This is a genomic window from Pseudoalteromonas sp. Z9A5, assembly GCF_011378875.1.
In the GTDB taxonomy this organism is placed as follows: domain Bacteria; phylum Pseudomonadota; class Gammaproteobacteria; order Enterobacterales; family Alteromonadaceae; genus Pseudoalteromonas.
In genome coordinates this window covers 58,533-77,371 of the sequence record NZ_WTLC01000005.1, presented here as the reverse complement: position 1 = coordinate 77,371, position 18,839 = coordinate 58,533, and the positions used below count along the sequence as shown (strand labels likewise).

The 18,839-nt window shown below is 37.8% G+C and carries 16 protein-coding genes, 2 tRNA genes and 1 pseudogene; 11 read left to right on the top strand and 8 right to left on the bottom strand.

Annotated features, from left to right (window positions below; translation table 11 throughout):
* Nucleotides 1–68: 68 nt before the first annotated feature.
* Nucleotides 69–854, bottom strand: a complete 786-nt coding sequence (locus tag GQR56_RS04550) for a hypothetical protein (protein WP_166109298.1) — start codon at nucleotides 852–854, stop codon at nucleotides 69–71.
* Nucleotides 855–1,123: 269 nt separating this feature from the next.
* On the opposite strand from GQR56_RS04550, the gene GQR56_RS04545 reads away from it, so the two are divergent.
* The gene (locus GQR56_RS04545; protein ID WP_166109297.1) at nucleotides 1,124–2,122 is read left to right on the top strand and encodes a hypothetical protein; all 999 of its coding nucleotides are present in this window, start codon (nucleotides 1,124–1,126) and stop codon (nucleotides 2,120–2,122) included.
* Nucleotides 2,123–2,187: 65 nt separating this feature from the next.
* Here the strand turns inward: GQR56_RS04545 and GQR56_RS04540 are convergent, their stop codons facing one another.
* The gene (locus tag GQR56_RS04540) at nucleotides 2,188–2,880 is read right to left on the bottom strand and encodes a DUF445 domain-containing protein (protein ID WP_166109296.1); all 693 of its coding nucleotides are present in this window, start codon (nucleotides 2,878–2,880) and stop codon (nucleotides 2,188–2,190) included.
* A gap of 127 nt (nucleotides 2,881–3,007) precedes the next feature.
* On the opposite strand from GQR56_RS04540, the gene GQR56_RS04535 reads away from it, so the two are divergent.
* Both GQR56_RS04535 and GQR56_RS04530 read left to right on the top strand, forming a co-directional pair.
* On the top strand, nucleotides 3,008–3,880 hold the full coding sequence (locus tag GQR56_RS04535) for a fructosamine kinase family protein (RefSeq protein WP_166109295.1): 873 nt from the start codon (nucleotides 3,008–3,010) through the stop codon (nucleotides 3,878–3,880).
* A gap of 150 nt (nucleotides 3,881–4,030) precedes the next feature.
* Nucleotides 4,031–4,234 (top strand): CPXCG motif-containing cysteine-rich protein, encoded by a 204-nt coding sequence (locus GQR56_RS04530; RefSeq protein ID WP_024609742.1) that lies wholly within the window; start codon nucleotides 4,031–4,033, stop codon nucleotides 4,232–4,234.
* Here GQR56_RS04530 and GQR56_RS04525 read toward each other — a convergent pair.
* Nucleotides 4,231–4,857, bottom strand: a complete 627-nt coding sequence (locus tag GQR56_RS04525; RefSeq protein ID WP_024609743.1) for a riboflavin synthase — start codon at nucleotides 4,855–4,857, stop codon at nucleotides 4,231–4,233. The genes GQR56_RS04530 and GQR56_RS04525 overlap by 4 nt on opposite strands.
* 128 nt (nucleotides 4,858–4,985) lie before the next feature.
* Between GQR56_RS04525 and GQR56_RS04520 the strand changes: the two genes are divergently transcribed.
* From GQR56_RS04520 to GQR56_RS04500, 5 genes and pseudogenes are all read left to right on the top strand, one after another.
* Nucleotides 4,986–6,341, top strand: a complete 1,356-nt coding sequence (locus GQR56_RS04520; RefSeq protein ID WP_024609744.1) for an MATE family efflux transporter — start codon at nucleotides 4,986–4,988, stop codon at nucleotides 6,339–6,341.
* Nucleotides 6,319–7,371: a DUF3080 family protein gene (locus GQR56_RS04515; protein WP_166109294.1), complete on the top strand. Its 1,053-nt coding sequence runs from the start codon at nucleotides 6,319–6,321 to the stop codon at nucleotides 7,369–7,371. Before GQR56_RS04520 ends, GQR56_RS04515 begins: the two co-directional genes overlap by 23 nt.
* A 114-nt stretch (nucleotides 7,372–7,485) precedes the next feature.
* A tRNA-Val gene (locus GQR56_RS04510) sits at nucleotides 7,486–7,562 on the top strand.
* 26 nt (nucleotides 7,563–7,588) lie between these two features.
* Nucleotides 7,589–7,665: transfer RNA gene (locus tag GQR56_RS04505), tRNA-Val, on the top strand.
* Nucleotides 7,666–8,237: 572 nt separating this feature from the next.
* Nucleotides 8,238–8,781, top strand: a pseudogene (locus tag GQR56_RS04500) (transposase); the annotation flags it as partial.
* A gap of 148 nt (nucleotides 8,782–8,929) precedes the next feature.
* Here the strand turns inward: GQR56_RS04500 and GQR56_RS04495 are convergent.
* Entirely contained in the window at nucleotides 8,930–9,691 is a 762-nt protein-coding gene (locus GQR56_RS04495; RefSeq protein WP_024594156.1) for a 2-keto-4-pentenoate hydratase, read from the bottom strand.
* Between the two features lie 188 nt (nucleotides 9,692–9,879).
* Here GQR56_RS04495 and GQR56_RS04490 point away from each other — a divergent pair, with 188 nt between their 5' ends.
* From GQR56_RS04490 to GQR56_RS04480, 3 genes are all read left to right on the top strand, one after another.
* On the top strand, nucleotides 9,880–12,711 hold the full coding sequence (locus GQR56_RS04490; protein ID WP_166109293.1) for a TonB-dependent receptor: 2,832 nt from the start codon (nucleotides 9,880–9,882) through the stop codon (nucleotides 12,709–12,711).
* A gap of 172 nt (nucleotides 12,712–12,883) precedes the next feature.
* Nucleotides 12,884–13,621, top strand: a complete 738-nt coding sequence (locus tag GQR56_RS04485; protein WP_024594154.1) for a FadR/GntR family transcriptional regulator — start codon at nucleotides 12,884–12,886, stop codon at nucleotides 13,619–13,621.
* A gap of 68 nt (nucleotides 13,622–13,689) precedes the next feature.
* On the top strand, nucleotides 13,690–14,424 hold the full coding sequence (locus GQR56_RS04480; RefSeq protein WP_166109292.1) for a FadR/GntR family transcriptional regulator: 735 nt from the start codon (nucleotides 13,690–13,692) through the stop codon (nucleotides 14,422–14,424).
* A gap of 102 nt (nucleotides 14,425–14,526) precedes the next feature.
* Here the strand turns inward: GQR56_RS04480 and GQR56_RS04475 are convergent, their stop codons facing one another.
* From GQR56_RS04475 to GQR56_RS04460, 4 genes are read right to left on the bottom strand one after another with little or no spacing between them, the layout of a single operon-like run.
* Entirely contained in the window at nucleotides 14,527–15,147 is a 621-nt protein-coding gene (locus tag GQR56_RS04475) for a 2-dehydro-3-deoxy-6-phosphogalactonate aldolase (protein ID WP_165739258.1), read from the bottom strand.
* Nucleotides 15,138–16,145 (bottom strand): 2-dehydro-3-deoxygalactonokinase, encoded by a 1,008-nt coding sequence (locus tag GQR56_RS04470; protein ID WP_165739256.1) that lies wholly within the window; start codon nucleotides 16,143–16,145, stop codon nucleotides 15,138–15,140. The genes GQR56_RS04475 and GQR56_RS04470 overlap by 10 nt, the downstream gene beginning before the upstream one ends.
* Nucleotides 16,146–16,163: 18 nt before the next feature.
* Nucleotides 16,164–17,327: a mandelate racemase/muconate lactonizing enzyme family protein gene (locus tag GQR56_RS04465; protein WP_024594150.1), complete on the bottom strand. Its 1,164-nt coding sequence runs from the start codon at nucleotides 17,325–17,327 to the stop codon at nucleotides 16,164–16,166.
* Between the two features lie 10 nt (nucleotides 17,328–17,337).
* Entirely contained in the window at nucleotides 17,338–18,765 is a 1,428-nt protein-coding gene (locus GQR56_RS04460; RefSeq protein ID WP_166109291.1) for an NAD-dependent succinate-semialdehyde dehydrogenase, read from the bottom strand.
* Nucleotides 18,766–18,839 lie beyond the last annotated feature (74 nt).

Sequence of the window (18,839 nt, the reverse complement as noted above, 5' to 3'; positions counted from 1 at the left end):
AGCGAAAGCTAAGTGATAAAGCTAAAAAAACAGGTGAAAACGCAGTTAATTAAGATGAATTTCTGTAATTATTTCTTTATATAATTGTTATACAACTTTTCAAGCGCACCTTCGGTTGTAAGCGATGGATCTTTACTAATAAAGTGCTTAACCGTACGCGTTACAAAATCAGAGTTTTGCTTATATAACTTAGAAAAATCTTTAATAATTGTATTACCGTCTTTAGCCGCTGTCACTTTGTCATGACGATGACGATACTGGCTTAGCGCTTTATTAAAATCCCCTTGGTAGTCTTCAACCAAAATTTTATAAAAGTCACTTTTTTGTACGTTTAAATCATTAATGCAGTAATTTAGCGCCTCTTTAAAGTCGGTAAATATCATGCCCTCTACATCAAACTCTTTTGTTTTTTCACGTACTGCTACTTTGGCATCTTCTGTGGCATAACTAAAACCAGTAAACGCTAAACGCTCAGCGGCTTCTTTTCCTAATTTCATACCCGCTTGAATACTATGCGCAAACTCATCGCTCATATCGCCAAGTTCGTTTTCTTCCCACATGTTATAAACACGCAGAGGTTTTGCGTATTTAGTGGCAAGCTTTTTTTTCATTTTAGTGAAGCGCTCATCAATCGTCATCAGCCTTTCGTTATGTAAAAGTGCATGACACTCATAACACGCAGGAATAGATATAAAATCAGCCTCTTCGCCTAAATCAACAATGCTTTGTAGCATATGCAGGGGCGGACAATGATCGCGCTCTGTTGCTTCACAACCACAATAAAAGCACTGGTTAAAATGCTGCTGATCGCAAGCGTATGCTTGCTGATAATAACTGGCTAACGTTTTACTCACCGTTACTCCTAAAAAACACGACTAAATTATGGGGGCGATAATAGCAGCCTGAAAAAATAAGTCAGTAGCTATAAAAAATTAATTTATCTGAAACTGTTTATCCATAGCTTAATGAAAGTTATATCCTCTCCCCTGATTTTACGTTTACAATTAACATGTCACATAGTGGTAAACCTTGCTATAAAACTGCAGATGCTGGTGTTATATCCATAATAGAGGGTATTTCACTCACGCGATTAAAGCGCATACAAGAAAAAATGAGGAGATATATGCATTTAGAAACTAAAACGATAGATGAGTATGAGTTTTTAATTAATACTTTAAATACACATTTTGCTGTTTCACTAGAGCTTAGCAACTCACCTGATCTGCCCCCTAATGATTTAGTAATAGTAAACAAAGATCTTCAAATAATTGCAGAATTACTGCAACAAATAAAGCGTTATCACGAAGCCTACCCCGAAACTAAAAATAAATTTTTCTATACCGATTTAAATAATAACGAGGTCGAACAACTACTAAAAGCACTTCACGTTTTTCACAAAGTGAATAATGGCAAACTCACAGAGCAACAAAATTTATTTTTAAAACACTATACCGACGAAGCAAATATATTTATGCGTGATTATTGTAACGTTGTGTATGACGAATCGTTAGTAAGAGGTTTGTTTGATAAATATAAAATAGCGTTAAAAAATCACTGTGAAGATGCTGTTTTAAAACATATTGAACAAGGTAATGAGCCGGTTTATGTTTTTGCACTCCAAGCTTTTCCTGGTAATGCTTATCAATTAGCAACAATGAATACGGTAGCCTCACAGCAGCTAATGTTAAATCAGAGTGAGCTAGGCGACGATTTAAATAGTGAATTATATAACCCTGCGTGCTTTGATATTGAATGTGCGTGTTCTGAAGAATATAAATATGCTGAATCACAAATTAAAGCGCTTTTTGATCAACTTTATGAGCTAAACGAAACCCGCTATGAAGTTGGAACAAAAGAATTTGAGGAAATAGATGCACTGTATGACCTTGCTTATGTACTTTTTATTGAAAGCAGTCTTTACGCATTAAAAACGACTGATTTTGATACGCTCAATAAAACAGATATGTTTTGCGCCATTGTTGCTTCACATGAGTTTTCTGAATATGAATTTTACGCATTAGCAAAACATACAATACCTGAAAAATTTGATCAAATATTTCCTGATGCCGATAAATATGAACATGAAGATAGCGTTTTTGAACAGTTACTTCATAAAGATTAATTAAAAGTATCTAAAATTCATGCATTAAGTGTAATTACTTTAGAGCAGCTCTAAAGTAATTTAAATTATATAACTGCGGCTATTAACCCAAATAAACCACCAAACACACCGCCCCACACTACAAGCCAGCCTAAGTGCTCGCGGATCATAGTTTGAATAATCTCTTTAACCATTTTAGGGGTAAGCTCATCTAGGCGCTCATCAACTAATTTAAGGACTGTTTTATGTAGGCTCTCTGCGCTATTACCTTGTGAAAGCGTTTGGGTTACTAATGCTTTAAAATCGTCAGTTTGAGAAATCTCACCAAGCGACAATTGCATTTTTTCAATAAGCTTTTCACGCATTGGCTCTATTGCCGCTGTGCCACCAAACATACCAAGCATGCTACCAAACTGTGACTCTTCTATAACGACAAGTAAATTGTCGAACGCAGGGTTTAAATCTACATTGCTGATAATAGGTTCAAAATCGATATTGGGCTGTGCTTTATTAAGTAGGTTATTAATTTTTTGCTCTGAAAAAAACTCCGTTAATATTAGGTTTCTAATGGCGATTTTAAAGCTTTCAAACTTAAGCGCAATAACGCCTGAGCCATATAAAAATGGCACTTTTTCAAACAACATATGAATAGCTAATAAATTTGTTACCGCGCCAGAAAGTGCAAATAAACCAACAGATAATACAATTGCTTGGTTAAACATAAAACCCACAACAACACATAGCCCAGCTAGCAAATTGGTTATTAAACTTTTGTTCATTTTTACTCCATTACAGTCGTTGTCATTATTTATTTAAACCTAGCCGCTAATTTTACAACGATTAGATTGTTAAATTAATCTCTTTTTGCCATAGTTTAGGTATCTGTTTAAAAGGTGAACAATTGTTATGTGGAAAACAGTAAACGAGCACATCAGCCAAGCTATTAATTATGATTTTAAACACACCTACAAACGCCAACTACAAAGTACAAATACCGACAAACTTTTTCATTTAACCAATGGTACGCACAACTACCTAATAAAAGTAGCGTTAAAAAGTGAACTCGACAGATTAGAGAGCGAATCAACCGGTTTAAAACTGTTGGCACAAAACAGTGACTTAAAAGTACCTAATTGTATTGTAACAGGCGCTAATATTGAGTTTTCGTTTATTGTTTTAGAGTGGCTTGTTCTTGATAAACAACCTCATACTACATGGGATGCTATGGGTAAAAGCCTTGCAAATATGCATCAAAAACATGACCAAGCCATGTTTGGTTTTGATATTGATAATTACTTAGCAACCACAGTACAGCCAAATAGATGGCATAAAAAGTGGGATGTATTTTACGCCGAAGAACGTATAGGTTGGCAATTACAACTATTAGCTGAAAAAGACATACAACTTATTGAACCCGAGCGTTTAATAAATACAGTAAAAGAACAACTACATAGCCACCATGTTGAGCCGTCATTACTGCATGGCGACTTTTGGCGAGGGAATATGGGATTTGTAAACGCAAAGCCCACAGTATTTAATCCTGCAAGTTATTATGGTGACCGGGAAGTTGATATTGCAATGAGTGAATTATTTGCTCCACTGCCAGACAATTTTTACAGTGCTTATAATCGTCAATATCCTTTATCGCCAAATTACGAAAAACGTAAACTGATATATCAGTTATACCCTATTTTAAATCATGCCAATATTTTTGCCGGAAATTACCTTACACAAGCCAAGCAGCACATAGAAAAGCTCACAGCAACAGTAGTAAAATAAGTGTCATAATTACCCAATCAGACTATATTTATAAATGTTGAATAACGATGAAATTATAGTTATAAAATAATAATTATGAAGTTCAGCGTTGAGCCATTAAGTTGTTGCTAGGGTTACTAACACACTTAATAATTTATAATTGGAGTGATTATGAAAGATTTTTTATCACAACGTATAGCATGCCCACACTGTGGCCACCACATTCATTTAGACCTAGACGCAAGCATGGGCGATCAGGACTACGTTGAAGATTGCACTGCCTGCTGTAACCCTATTCATTTAAATATGCATATTGACCATGCTAATAATAAGTTAGAGTTACACGTAGACAGTGACGACGAACAAATATTTTAAGCCTGATGGCGTAAGTAGTTTTCTACCGTATTTACAATAGTGTAAGTTTGCTGATCAACTTCAATATTTAACTTGTCACCCACTTGCGCTGCACCAATGTTTGTAATGGCGAGCGTTTCGGGAATTAGGTGTAACCAAAAACCTTGTTCATCAACTTCGCCCACGGTTAAGCTTGCGCCATTTATCGCAACAAAACCTTTATACAACACATATTTTTGCCACTCTTTTGGCAAGCTTAATTGTATTTTACAGTTATTTTCAAGCTTCACTATTTGAGATATTTGTGACGTACAATGAATATGCCCAGACACTATATGCCCACCTAGCTCAGTACCAAACGTAACAGAGCGTTCGTAATTAACTAAACTACCTAGCTCAAGCAGCCCTAAATTAGTTAATTTTAGGGTTTCGTCAATCACATCAAAATGCACTTGTGCCACCACGTCATGATTACTTAACTCAACTTGTACAACCGTTAAACAACACCCATTAATAGCAATACTTGCGCCTAAATCTAGATGCTTAACGTATTCATCACTTACCGATATAACTAAGCGTAAAACGCCATCTGTTTGGGTTTTAGATACCACAGTTGCTTGTGTTTGTACTATTCCGGTAAACATAAAATCACTTAAATTTATTACAAAGTGCTAGTTTAACGTATCAACTAATAAAATCATTCACTACTGAGATTTTTATTTGAAACACAATAGATTACAATTGCGCTCTGTTTTATTTAATAGCTGTTTTTATGACCTTTTGTAATTGGGAAGCTAAACGTTTACTCTCCCTCGCATTTCCTGTTTTTTTAGCACAAGTAACACTCATTCTAATGTCGGTGGTCGACACCATAATGGCAGGTCAAGTTAGCCCAACCGATTTAGCTGCACTGTCAATCGCAACCGGTATTTGGAACCCATTACTACTTGCATTACAGGGTATTTTATTAGCATTAACAGGCATAATTGCACAATTTTCTGGAGCTAATGATAAAAAAGGGATCAGCCATTATTTTCAACAAGCACTTTATTTAACAGCTTTGTTGAGTGCAGTCGGATTTGGTATAGCTAATTTAGCTGATGTTATAATTTCACGACTCGATACCAGCCCTGCTATAGCAAGCCTTGCTTTTGACTATATTCGTTTTGTTAAATGGGGGGTATTTGGCTTTTTAATCTTTACTGTTTACAGAAACATGACCGAAGGTATGGGGATGACCAAACCCGCGTTTTATATAAGCCTTTTAGGGTTAGCTGTTAATATACCTGCAAATTACATTTTTATTCATGGCTTGTTTGGTTTTCCTGCTTACGGCGGTGCTGGCTGTGGTATTGCAACCGCTTTAGTACTAACCGTAATGGCTATTGCGCAGGTCACTTACTGCCAAATTAGCAAAAAAGTGGGCGCTAAAGAGCTATTAACTTCATTCGAAAAACCAAATTTAACCACTATAGCAACCATTACCAAGCTTGGTATTCCAATATCGTTAGCAACCTTTTTTGAAGTAACGCTATTTGCCTGCATCCCCTTATTTATAGCTCACCTAGGTGCAGTAGCTGTTTCTGGTCATCAAATAGCGGCAAGTGTAACTACTTTATTGTTTATGATGCCACTAAGCCTTTCTATCGCTATTAGTATTCGGATAGGTAACTTATATGGGCAAAACCATTTAAAACAGTTAAAAGTGGCTGTGTCTACCAGCTATATTTTAGCAATCGCCATCGCATTATTTTTAGCCTTGATTACTTTTACTGGGCGTAATTTGATTAGCCAGCTTTACACCGACAGCCCTGAGGTTATTGCACTAGCGTCATCAATCATGATTTTAGCGTGCGTATATCAATTACCGGATGCTCTGCAAGTGGCTGCCAACGGTATATTACGTGGGTTAAAATACACCGCCCCTATTTCGTATATTACATTTATATCGTACTGGTTAATCGGCTTTGCTTTAGGTTACGTATTGGCAAGAACAGATTTAATAGTGCCAGCAATGGGGCCTCATGGTTTTTGGGTTGGAATTATTTTTGGACTCACAGTGGCGGCAATACTCTTAATGCTAACGGTGCATAAACGCTTTAAACATGAATCATTTATTGAAACATAACACACAATCACTATGCACATTACCCGTAATATTGTTATTGGTAATGTGCATAGCACTGCTCGCTAGCTGCTCTAAAGCACCAAGTAATAGCAACATTACCTATACAGAACGCTTAGGCAATACCGTTAATGCAAAAAACGTAAAACCTAAACGTGTGGAGCAACTAAAGTTATTACCTCCTTCGCAATTAAATAAAAATACAGTAACGTTAGGCATCCTCCAATTAGCAGGGCTGGGTCACTGTAAATTAAATATACTCATAAGTGAGCATAATAATCAGCTTGGTAAAACTGCCACAGCAGCTGGGCGTTTAAAATATCAAATTAGTTTTATTCAAAGCGCACAAGCCTGTTTAAATACCCTTGATAAAAACAGTGATATTTACTCAAAAATACTTGCCGCTAAAACCCAAAAAGAAAACCATTTAATACAATACTTTAATAGCATGTTGTTTAACGAACCTGAGCTAAACCGTACATGGGCAGGTACAAATAACGAGCTTTCAACCCAAGCTGCAGGGTTTAGCGATACGCAACAAGCCCTTTCACAGCTAGTCACCATAAAACAGCACATTACCTCTCGGGAGTTTAGTAAAATAAACACAGACTCTATTTTTATTGCACTAGAGCAGCTTAATAAGTATCAATTTAACCAATTGCTTATCCAATCAGCAAGGCAACAAATCGCATTTAATAACAGTGCAACGTCATTTGTAAAAACATTGAATCTACGCGACATTTGCCCTACAGGTAAAAATAAAAAAACGGCAAAAATAGTCAGTAATGTATTTCAAAAGTTTTTCTTAGGTGAAATTCAACCTTACCAAGCACAGTTAACGGGTTACTTAGAGGTACTTCAACCTTTGTATAATCAATTGTGGTTTAAAGAAGAAATAACGAGTGAGCCTATTAATGACTTAACTAAAACTAATTCACCTAATAACTTATTAAATCAGTTAAAAAATTCAGCCAAAAACCATGTTGTTTGGTGGCAAACGTTTTATAAAACGTGTGAAATCAGCCCTATATGAATAAAAAAACGGCAAATAAACTCAAAAGCAATAAACTTACTTGATTCACCTCTCGCCACACTATATATTAGCGACCGTTGTTAAGTAATTAGCAACCTACTTAAATATAGAAATACGACTGTAGCTCAGTTGGTTAGAGCACTACCTTGACATGGTAGGGGTCGGTGGTTCGAATCCACTCAGTCGTACCAACATTTAAAAATCCTAAAAAAATTGTACGACCGTAGCTCAGCTGGTTAGAGCGCTACCTTGACATGGTAGAGGTCGGTGGTTCGAATCCACTCGGTCGTACCAATTAAACTCTATATTTCAAACAGTTAAAAATCCTATTCAATCTACTCGTTTAATTTTTTGTTGAAAATTAAATTCTTAGTTTTTTTATTATTTTGTATTCAAAATTTTAAAATAACGAGAGCCAAGCCTCAAAAGATCATCCTAAAAATTCCAGTTTTTATCGATTTGTGCCCAAACTTGTGCCCAAGCGCCCAAACCACTTTTTTAGCTCTTTAATCTTCCTCAAAATTAGACCCCTACCCTTGCAAATTCACAAACCTCAAATCACAAATTCCAAACCAAAAATTTCAAATCAGGTGACCACTACCCTAATATTTTCCGTGTCATTTCATGAAATATCCTATGACCCCTATTCTATAAACGTAAAAATCCAAGCAGTCACGCTTAACAGAGTTGATTTAATTAATTGTAGATATCCTTAGTTTCTTACTGGATATTATGCACAGAAGAATTCTTAATGGCTGGAAAAAATCAATTGGACAACAACATCAAAAAACGAAATCTAACAAATTAATCCACTAGATTACATCACCTCAATAATGTTTTGTCAGCCAGAGGCAAAGTCAACACTTGATTACTAGCTTTCAGTGCTTACTGATCTTAGTAATCGTGTGTTAAGGATATTTTTATTACCTGTGTTGATGAGTTAACAGGTTTTCCTGAGGCCATTGCGACTATTTTCCCAGAAACCGAAACTCAGCTATGCGTAATTCATCAAATCCGTAACTCAATGAAATACGTAGCGTCTAAGAATCAAAAAGCATTTATGGCTGATTTGAAACCTGTCTATAAAGCAGTCAGTTAGGAATAAGCTCAACTCGCACTTGATGAGTTAGAGGCTAAATGGGGAAATGCTTATCCATTAGTCATTAATTCTTAGCATAGGAAATGGCATAAATTACCCCATTACTTTAAGTACCCAGAGCGCATCCGGAAGATTATCTATTCCACCAATGCAGTGGAAGCAGTACATCATCAGTTCAGAAAATTAACCAAACCAAAGGGCACTCCCTAATGAAAATAGCTTACTGAAATTATTGTACGCAGGCATATTAAATGCGTCAGAGAATATGTAGGACGATGCCAATTCATAATTAGAGTCTCTGCTTATCCTAACTAGCTATTTATTTTGAAGGGCGTTTAGACAGCGTACTGGATATTTAAATAATTTAACTTTTCTTTTACCGTAAAATCAAAATACACGTGTAGGTTAGCTGTACAACGTAATTTAAAAGCGTTTGCTAACCTACAGAACCTCAATGTATCAACATGAAAATTCGACTGTAATCTCTCCTAAACCTTCGTACTTTATTGATGTTTTTTTATTTATATCTAATTGCATTAGACCGTTATAAGAGCCGGTAATAAAGATATGTCCTGCTTTTAATTCAAACCCATTTTCCGTTAAAAAGTTAATAGCCCAATATAAAGGAAGCTGCGGCAAACCTGCCGGATGCTTCCCTGCATAGCTTTGTAAATCTTCGCCCTGTTTAACATCAATATTTATATCACTGCTCTCGTATGCTTTTTTAACGTCTACTTTAGAGCCTAAATATACACCTTGATTAGATAATCCATCGGCCAATTTTTCATAGTGTGTTGCTTGATAACCCTCTGGAAATCTGTTTTGAATAAGCTCCAACGCTAAATGGGCACTACCAATGGCATTATCTATATCCTCATTTTTATATTCTTCATAGCTTGCTAGGTCTTTGTTTAACACAAATGCAATTTCTGGCTCAATGAGCGCTTTATTATTTTTTGTGAAAAGAGCACAACGTCCCATAGATTTAACCGGAGCATGCAAAAGTGGCGCGAGGATAATCGTGCCATCACCTGATGGAAGCATACATTTCCAACCATACACTTTTTGGTTATTTAGCTTAATCATCAACTTCTGAACTGCTAAAACGTCGTCTATAGAATTAAGCGTTATATCTGATGATAAGTCTGGTATCGCAATGCCTTGCTCTCTTTTATTTAGTAAATGCTTAGCGATATGTTCAAGCAAGATTGAGTTATCCACTGTAGTTCCTTTTTTGCTATTGAAAGTTATTTGCATAGTAATAATAACAGTGTTCTTGACAATTAAACATATGATGTTTAGATTTGTCGAACGTTACTCTTTTGCGAATTTACTTCTTGTTAAGTGAGTAAACTCTCAAAGGTTGAACTTTACCTGACGACACGACACACAAATATATGGAGATCACTATGCGTTCAAAGAAAAAAATTGCACTCGGTGTTTTAGCCGCTCTCTCAAGCTGTTCATTTGCTCAAGCTGCTACAAACGATAAAGTAAAAGACGATACTGAAGTCATTGTTGTAACGGGTGTTCGTTCAAGTCTCGAGGCCGCATCATCTCTAAAACGTTACAGCGATAGTGTTCAAGATAGTATTGTTGCTGAGGATATTGGTAAGTTTCCCGATCAAAATGTGGCTGAGTCTTTACAACGTGTTCCTGGTGTTTCAATTAACCGTGTAAATGGTGAGGGCTCAAAAATAACCGTTCGTGGTTTTGGCCCAGAATTTAACGTTGTTACATTAAACGGGCGCACATTAGCTACTTCTGAAATTGGTCGCTCGTTTGATTTTCAAGTATTAGCAGCTGAGCTAATATCGGGTGCTGATGTCGTTAAGTCGCCTACGGCTAAAACACCTGAAGGGAGCATTGGTGCTTATGTTAACGTTAAAACTGCACGCCCATTAGATAACCCCGGATTACATGTACTTGGCTCTATAAATGCCAAATACAGTGAACTTTCTGGCGAGACGAGTCCTGAATACTCTGCGTTATTTAGCAATACGTTTGCTGATGAAACATTTGGTTTTAATATTGCCCTTTCACAACAAAAAAGTGATAACCGATACGATTCAATGGGCACTACCCGTTGGTTATTACTCAATAATGAGCCAGGTGTGATTGAAGGCGACATTCATAATTTAGATGGCAATGTGGTTACGCCAACTATGCTTCGCCATGCTGGGCGAATTGAATACGCATTAGGGCAAGAGCATCGCGAACGTACAGGCATTAATACCAGTTTTCAGTGGGCACCAGATTCAAGCTTTACCAATACTTTTGATTACATGTATACGGATCTCTCAGTAGAAACTCAAACTCAAGGTTTGCAAGCCGGTTTACAGTATCCTAATTGGCGAAATGTGGTTGTATCAGACAACGGTACTATTTTATCAGGCACTAAGTTTTCGGGTAAAACACTGGGCGGAACTGGTGAAAATGTAGATTTTAGAATTGATGGTTTATTTCAAGAGCTGGAGTCAAAATCAAAAACACAGGCATTTGGGTTTAATTCTATAAAAGAATTTGATGTATTAACGCTTGAGTTTGATATAAGCCATTCAACATCAAAATCAACGCCGCGTAGCGACTTATTAGTTCCTAATTATATTTCACCGGAGCGAAACGACAGTTTAAATTTTGATTTTAGAAACACTGATACCGTTAATTTAGACACAACCATTGATTATGCTTCGCCGACAAGCGTGAGAGCACATTGGAATCAAGTTTCACATTACGAATTAGAAGACACGATTACGGAGCTGCAAACAAAAGGGAAATACCTACTCGATTTAGAGTTTGCTGAAAGCCTAACCTTAGATTCAATCGATTTTGGTATTGCGTATTCAGATCGCGAAAAAGTAAGAGATCGCTTTGAAACATTCCATGAAGATAACTGTGGTTTAGTAGCACCGAATGCCGATATTTGTGGCGAACTTAGAGATATGCCTGATGACATATTTTCAGCAAGTCCCTATTCAGATTTTTTAAGTAGTGAGCCAGGTAATTTTCCGCGTGACTTTTTGTTTGCTGATATAAATAAATACCATAGCGCTATTCGTGATATGACCAAAAATCCAAATTGGCCAAACGAGCAATATAACGAAATCGCATCATCAAGCGTCACCGAAGAGAAAATAAGTGCTTATTCGCAGTTTAATCTCAGCGGCTTAATTGGTGATTACGATTGGCGCGGTAATGTGGGAGTCCGTTATGTAAAAACGGATACAAGCTCAAGCGGTTACGGCAAAAGGCGCCTAGGTTATACGGGCGAGCTTGATAATGGCCAACCTTTATTAGTTGTTGATTACACAGACTCAGGAAGCCTTAAAGCCAAAAATAGTTACACTAACTGGTTACCTAGCGCTAATTTTAGTATTAATTTAAGTGATAACTTATTGGTAAGAGCCGCAGCGGCTAAAGTTATGTCGCGCCCTGCCATTGACGACATTGGCGTACAAACAACGTATACCGATATGCAAGCAGGTAGCTTTTCTCAAACAGGTGGCAATCCTTATTTAGCACCTTATAAAGCTAATCAATACGATTTATCTTTTGAATATTATAGTGATAGCGGCGATTCTTACGCGGTTAACTTTTTCAAAAAGGATATATCTAGCACAATTGCACAAATAACTTATCTAGATAATACGCCTGATATTTGGGATGGGTCGCAATACGTTGATTCATCAGTAAGTATTGATGGATACGGCAATGTAAACGAAACTATTAATACTAAACAAAACCAATCAGGCGGCTCAATTACTGGAGTAGAACTTGCTGTACAACATAATATGGATTATTTACCGAGCTTTTTAAATGGCTTAGGTGTGCAAGCAAACTATACATGGGCTGATACTACAAATAAAAACACACAAAAAATAGAGCTTCCAGGTGTGACCGACCCAGGTGATAAATTAGAGGGATTTGCCGAAAACTCTTATAACATTGTTGCCTACTACGACAAAAATGCATTTCAAGCGCGTTTAGCCTACAACTGGCGAGATGACTTTTTAAGTAGCCGAGCAGGTATACGCAGTGGTGGATTACCAGAGCATACTGCAGCTTATGGTCAGCTCGACTTTAGTATGTCTTATGCGGTTAACGATAACTTTACGCTAACAGGCGAAGCAATAAATATAACTGATGAACGTACCTATCAATATGCCGATGTAAAAGAGCGCGTTATTAATACCCAATATACTGGTCCGCGTTACCGTATAGGTATACGCGCTAAGTTTTAACGCTTTATTGAAATAACCCAAATTGCTATAAAGATCGCTCATCAGCGATCTTTATTATATCCCCACTATGTCAGTTTTAAACATATAAACAACGATTAAAATTAGTTACCACTCCCCCTATTTTGTGCACATTACATTGACCAGTCAAACATAATATGTTTATATTAAAGATATGAGCGAACTTATATATTACGACCTAAAACAAACATCAGGAATGGCAGCAAGCCTTTCTGTTCAAGTGGCTAAAGAAATTGGCAGACGCATTGTGTCTGGATCATTTGAAGCCGGCAGTTTAATTGATGATGAAGATGCACTAGCTAAACGCTACCAAGTAAGCCGCGTAGTAGTACGCGACGCGGTAAAAATCTTAGTAAGCAAAGGCCTACTTGATGTACGCAGAGGTATTGGGACGCGTGTACTACCTCGTGATAGATGGAATATGCTAGACGATGACGTATTAGCATGGCATTTATCAGCACCACCTAATCGTAAATTTTTAGAGCAATTAATGGACGTGCGCCTAGCCTTTGAGCCAAAAGCAGCACGTTGGGCAGCTGAACGTGCGCGCCCTGAGGATTTAATTGAAATTGCAGCCGCATGCGAGCGCATGGCTAAAACAGATAACAGCGTAGAAGATTTTATTATTGCTGATTCTTTATTTCATAAGGCCATTATAAAAGCAGCGCAAAATAGCTTTTTAGCTTCTATGGAAGGCGTTATTTATTCTGCACTTTTAGTTAGTATTAAAGTAACAAATAAAGACCCGCGCGATAACGGTGCATCTATTCCGTTTCATCGTGAAGTGTACGAAGCCATTGCTGCAAAAGATGGCGATAAAGCCGAATTTCTCACCGAAAAACTCCTAAAAGATGCCAGCTTTCGTCTTTCTGCGACAGTAAATAACAAATAGCCATTGTTTATTGTCGCAAATTCATATAAATAGTACGTATAAATAAATAATACGGACACTAAGATACTATGAGCGAATTAACATACTACGATCTAAGACGCAGCAGCGCCATGTCACCTAGCTTACCGGTACAGGTAGCTAAAGAATTAGGCCGTAGAATTGTTGCTGGCACATATACTCCTGGCACACTGATTGATGATGAAAACCGTTTAGCTGAACGTTTTCAAGTAAGTCGAGTTGTTGTTCGTGATGCAGTAAAAATTCTTGTTGGTAAAGGGCTTTTAGATGTACGCAGAGGCATTGGCACTCGCGTAAAAACCCGTGATAACTGGGCGTTGCTTGACGATGATGTTCTTGCGTGGCATTTAAGCGCACCACTTAATCCTGAGTTTTTAACTCAATTAATGGAATTTCGTTTAGCATTTGAGCCCAAAGCAGCCAGTGTTGCAGCGCTTCGCGCAGAGCCTGAAGATATTAAAGCCATTGAAGATGCATTAAATGAAATGCAAAGCTCGGTAAGCGATTTAGATAAGTTTGTTATTGCTGATGCGCATTTTCATGGCGCTATTTTACGCGCTTCTCATAATGAGCTATTTATTTCGATGGAATGCGTTATTTTTTCAGCGTTGCTTGTGAGTATTAAAGTAACAAACCAAAGTGCACTAAGTAATCATGCTTCTATTCCGTTTCACCGAGAAGTATTTGATGCTATTGCCACCGGTAATAGCGAAAAAGCACAAGCCCTTACAGAAAAGCTTTTAGCTGATGCTAAATCAAATTTAGCTAAGTTAATGGATATTTAATTTATTTTAAATAGCACCGCTAACTCATCATTTATTGTGAGAGGAATGATGAGTAGCGATGCAAGCACAACAACGTTTTATCGCAATTTTATTAAAAATTAATTAAAGATAATATTCAGCATAATTTTTAGCATTAGTCGTAAATTCTTCTAAACCCATTCCGGCTTTATACAAGCCGCTTCCTAAACCAAAACCAGTTGCCCCTGCATTAACAAATTCGTCCTGATTTTGAGGCGATACACCGCCCACAGGGTAAATATCAATACTAGAAAGCACCGTTGTAATTGCTTTTAAGCCTTTTGGGCCAGCTGTATCTGCTGGAAATAACTTAAGCGCGTCGGCACCAGCATGCAGTGCAGCAAAACCTTCAGTGGGTGTATAAAACCCTGGTACGCTGTACAATCCTTTTAATTTACTATAACGGATCACCTCTACATCGCTATGCGGCGATATAATAATACGCCCACCCGCTTCAATCACCTGATCAACTTCGTCTTTAGTAACAACCGTGCCCGCGCCAATAATGGCTATATCTGCGTATTTATCACTTAATAACTTAATACTTTTTAATGCTTCAGGAGAATTAAGTGGCACCTCAATAACGCGGTAACCAATATCAATAAGTACTTTTGCATAATCAAGCACTTCATTTGGTGTAATACCGCGTAAAATAGCAATCAGTGGTAGTTGCTTCATAGCATGAGTTAACGTAATTAATGACATAATTGAGTTTCCTTTTTAGTTAAAAGACCGGCCTGTACAGCTAGTGTAAACATGCCTTTAGTAGATGCAGTAGCACTGCTTAAAATAGAAGAAGTGAAGCCGAGTTCTTTTAATGCTTCACAATAGAGAGTGTTTAAACTTGAGTTACCAATTAAATAAACATGCTTAATGTCGTTTAGCTTACTTTTAATACCCGCAAGCTCAGCGCCAATAAGTAAACCAGATAAGTAACTAGGTACGTTTTGCAGCGTTAATTGTTTATCTAGCTTTAAAGTACGCGCACTAAATAATGCACTTAATAAACTGCTCTGAACTTGACTAACACCAACGCCTTTTAAAAAGCTTGGCATATCTGTTGGTGTTTTATCTAGTGACTCTAGCCCTTCACCTAAAATGCTTTGTTTAGTCAATAAATCAAACATTTCGCCGGTCATAAACGTACTAAGACTTGTAATAACCGTTTTTTGGTCAGTATCTTTTGCAACTTGAACCCACTTAGAGTGAGTACCGGGTAGGCAAAACATAGTCTCACTTAAGGTTTGATTACTTAGCTCACCCGCTGTTTGCTCTACATCTAATACAGCGCCAAATACTTGTACTTCTTCACCGCGCATTACATCGCATACATTATTTTCCATAACGTATTTAACACCCGGCACAATACTAATTTGTAAGCCGGCTTTATTATTTGCTTTACAAAGCTTTACACTCATACTGTCGAGATTAGCTGGCGCATTTACATAGCCTGTATCTTGCCAACCTATAGCACCGCCTACCATACCCGCCATAATAATCGGCATTTTATGCTTTGATAACCAGCCTGATATATAACTAAGTAATACGGTTTCTAAACAGTCATTTTTAATACAAAGTACGCCCTGCTCACCATTAACAGTATCTAAAATGCTGCCTTTGCCATCGACTAAGAAAGCTCTAAAGTTAGAGCTTCCCCAATCAACCACAATTAATGCTGGTAAGTTGCTTTTGTTATCGCTCATAAGCCTTGCCCTTATTTATTAAATTGATACTTCATAATGTTTAATAAAATCAAGGTCGGGCTCAATACCAAGGCCTGGACCTTGTGGTAGCGCAACTGTTCCGTTGTTATTTTTAACTTGCTCGTTAATATTTAGAGACTCTTGCAATAGCTGCTCTCTAAATAAGTTTGGCGTTGTATCGTACTCAAGCATAGGTTGTACTGGGTGTGCAGCACCTGGTAAATCAGGTAACGCAGCTAATAAATGTAGATTAGTACCTACCGCAATAGCCGAACCCCACACATGGTTTATAACAGGTACAAAATGCGCGTGTGCCATGGCTAATACTTTTTGATATTCGGTAATACCACCGAGCGCACACACTTCTGGCTGGAGTAAATCAACGCAGCGGTTTTTAATTAAGTCTCTAAAGCCCCAGCGGGTAAATTCGGCTTCGCCACCGGCAATGCTCATATCAAGTGCTTCACATAAATCGCGATAGCCTTGATGATCCTCTGGTGCAACCGGTTCTTCAAACCAGTACACGCCTAAATTTTGCAGCTCTCGACCTAGCGGAATAGCTTCGCGCGCTGTATATGCATGGTTAGCGTCAACCATTAGGCGCATATCGCGGCCAATACCTTTACGCACAGCTTCAACAAGCTTTATATCGCGGTCTGGCGAAAGGCCTATTTTCATTTTCATGGCCGTAAAGCCCATTTCTTTAATGCGTTGGCTTTCTTCGGTAAAGCGCTCTTCCAGGTTTGGAAACTTTTGTAGCATCATGCCGTAACCATAAGCCGGAATGCGGTCTCTAAAAGCACCCCCTAGTAACTTATAAACGGGTTGATCTAAAAACTTACCTGCAATGTCCCACAGAGCAATATCTACACCAGATAAAGACTGAATAGGCATGCCTTTTTGGCCATGATCTCGCAATAAGTTATAAACTTTATGCCAAATCACTTCTCTGTCGAGTGGATCCATGCCCAAAATCATAGGCTGAATTACATGCTCAACAATTGTTTTATTGGCAAACGCAACGCCGCCACCGCCAAAACATTCGCCCCAACCTGTAATACCTATATCGGTACGAACTTCAACTAAATGTGCGGTACGTTTAGCGTAATACTGCTGCGAATAACCAAGTTCTTCTTCTAGGTCGTACTGTAAAACGTGGCTAATAATTTGTGTGATTTTCATAGTCTGTTCCTTAAACCTTTAACGCGCGAGAAACACGTTTATATGCAAGGTAGTCATCTAAAGCTAACAACGAACAATCAACACCCACGCCCGATTGCTTAATACCAAAATGAGGTAAATTAATGCTGTATTTAATGCCGTTAACCTGTACTTCGCCAAAGCGTAAATGTTTTGCAAAGTAAGAAATAGTGTCTTCGTTACTACTAAAAATAAATGAACTTAAACCAGCGTCAGTATCATTTGCATCGCTAAGTACCTGTTCGTTATCACTAAACGTAATAATACTAATAACAGGGCCAAATATTTCGTCTTTGTATAGATTCATGCTCGAATCTACATTTGTAAGTACGGTTGGTTCGTAAAAATATCCATTAACGCCTGTAGGTTTTTTACCACCTAATTGTAATTTAGCGCCTTTTTGCTGTGCATCTTTAACTAGCTCATCAATCCGTTGCCATGAGTTAGCATCCATAACAGGGCCCATATCAATAGCCTCGTTTTTATCAAAACCAACTTTTACTGCTTTTGCACGAGTAAGTACTTTTTCAATAAATTCATCAGCAACGCTTTCGTGTACAAATACACGATTTGGGGTAACACAAATTTGCCCTGCGTTGGCAAACTTAACACCACAAATTACATCGGCTGCGTTATCTAAATTCGCATCGCTACATACAATGGCAGGTGCATTACCACCAAGTTCCATTGAATAACGCTTGATTGACGTAGCACCTGTTGCAATTACATGCTTACCCACATTAGTAGAACCAATTAAAGTAAGTACAGAGGGAATAGTTGACGCTGAAATGGCATCGCCTACGGTGCTATCTGTGCCCGAAAGTATGTTAACCACACCTGCTGGCAAGCCGATTTGTTCACATAATTCGCCTACAGCATAAGCAGACAAAGGCGTTTTACTTGACGGTTTTACTACAAGCGGACAACCCGCAGCCATTGCTGGGCCTAATTTATAAGCCAAATTTAATAATGGAAAATTCCATGCTAAAAATGCAGCCGCTACACCAACAGGCTCACGCGAAAGAACGTGGCTGTGCGTACCTTCATTATCTTTTAATTCTTCATCGGCGATATTAACAATGGCATCAGCGTAAAAATTAAGGCTATCAACTAACATTTGAAAGTCGTCAGCGGTTGACTGCCATGGTTTAGCCATTTCTAAATGCACGCATTCACGTAAGTGTTGCTCGTTTGCAATTACTGCATCACGCAGTTTAAGCATCCATTGAGCACGCTCTGTTGCAGGCGTTGTTGACCAACTTGAAAATGCTTCTTGCGCAGACTCTAAGGCCATGTTTGCTTCATTAATACCTGCAGCCGAAATTTCGCCTACAACTTCGAGTGTTGCAGGATTGATAATTTCGGTCGTTGCGTCACTCGTTATTAATTTTCCACCAATATACAGTTGTTTAGAAAGCATTCTGTCGCTCCATTATTATCTACAACACCCTAAGGGCTAAATGACTAAAGTAAGACACACAGGCCTTAATACAT